At 44.1% G+C, this 1,528-nt stretch carries 1 protein-coding gene; it reads right to left on the bottom strand.

Annotated elements, in window-relative coordinates:
* Positions 1 to 149: 149 nt before the first annotated feature.
* Positions 150 to 545 carry a PadR family transcriptional regulator gene (locus tag H6S82_RS32460; protein ID WP_190465088.1) on the bottom strand — a complete coding sequence of 132 codons (396 nt, stop codon included), beginning with the start codon at positions 543 to 545 and terminating at the stop codon, positions 150 to 152.
* Positions 546 to 1,528 lie beyond the last annotated feature (983 nt).

Raw genomic sequence — 1,528 nt, 5'->3', positions numbered from 1 at the left:
AAGAATTGTCGCGATCATGGATTTGATTCAGGAAGGGGTTGGCGATTTTAGATTTGATGTTGGCACTCAATCCAAAAACGCCCCACCGCGATACCTCAAAAAGTTTTGGAGTATTTTTACTCCCTCTACTTTACATAACTTCACTATTTCTAGCCACCTTCTCGAACCGGTTCGCGCTGGCCGGATTCTTCTGGATGAAAGTGGTTGGTTTTAGTCGCATACTCATGCCAAAGACGAGCCAAATCCTGGGAACGATCCCGCCAATCAGCACGGATACGATACATCCGCCTGGGACGCCCGCGCCCTTCTACTTTTTTCCAGTAACCAGAAATTGCTTGTTCTTCCTCCAAGAATTTGAGAGCGCTGTACAGGACAGTATCGGAAAGCCGATAAGCGGGATATTCACTCTCTATAAGCTGGATTAGTTCCGTTCCATAGGACTCACCCCGCACTAAAACAGAGAGGACGTAGCAAACGGCTAACTCCTTACTCAGGTAGATGGGAGGAGGATTGTCAAAGAATTGGTAAATATCTTCAAATTTCATTTCCATAATTCGTTGAGCGGTTTTTCCAAATTTGTTTAAGAGGCATATGTTTTTGAACGTAAGTGTCGATCTTTATTCCCCCTCCAGAACAGCAATAATCTTTTGCCAATTCCCATCGCAGCTTTTACACCTTTTCAGCACTGACGTTCTATAACTAATGCCTTTTTGAATCGTTGGGGCAACCCTCTGATGTCAAGGTTTTTTCACAGATAAGTCGCCTTACCCGCTCAATGAACTTGTGGATGCCATGTGCTGGACACAATAGCAGGAACATTCAGCGGGATTTTTTAGGTAAGAGCATCTTGAACCAAGAATATTTTCAGACAGTCCTTACAGCATAGGGACAGGCAACATCGCTACGAGGGTGAATGGCGATCCAGTTCCATTATGTCCGATCGGGAACTGCTGATTATTACGATCGATTCTAGAAAGTTAATTTTAAGGAGCCCTACCAGACTTATTGGGTTATTGAGCCTTAAGCGTTAAATTGCGCTTTGCACAATATATGCAATGACTCAAATTTCCCTCAGTCAGGTAGGGATTCTAGAATTGCTGCTTTCATCGTAGAATACCTGGGGGTAAAACTTTGTTGTATGCGATCGATTTATTTGTGCGAAAAGGCGAATTTTTTTAAAATTTTATTTTTTTTAAAGGATTGCTACCAAACCTAGCAGATCTGTCCATCGTGCCAAACAACATACACAGAGCCCTGTTTTGACGCATAATGGCATTGGCACAATCGCTTACCTGACCTCCCGGTACGCTCGCAGGAGATCTGCGCTAACTGCATATCCAAGTAGCGGGCCAAAATCTCAGTCATTTAAGAATTGACTGGGTAAGCTCTCAAGAGGAACGTTTAGAAGCCTGTGCTAATACCGCCAGCGGGAATACCTATGCCAGATAGATCGGAGTCACAATCAGTTCCCTCAGCACTCAGGCAAATAGCCCTTTATTTTCGCCTCACGGGCTGGATTAGCTTTTGG

Source organism: Planktothrix sp. FACHB-1355 (assembly GCF_014748295.1).
GTDB classification, from domain to species: domain Bacteria; phylum Cyanobacteriota; class Cyanobacteriia; order Cyanobacteriales; family Aerosakkonemataceae; genus Aerosakkonema; species Aerosakkonema funiforme_A.
This window is presented reverse-complemented; position numbering and strand designations above follow the sequence as displayed.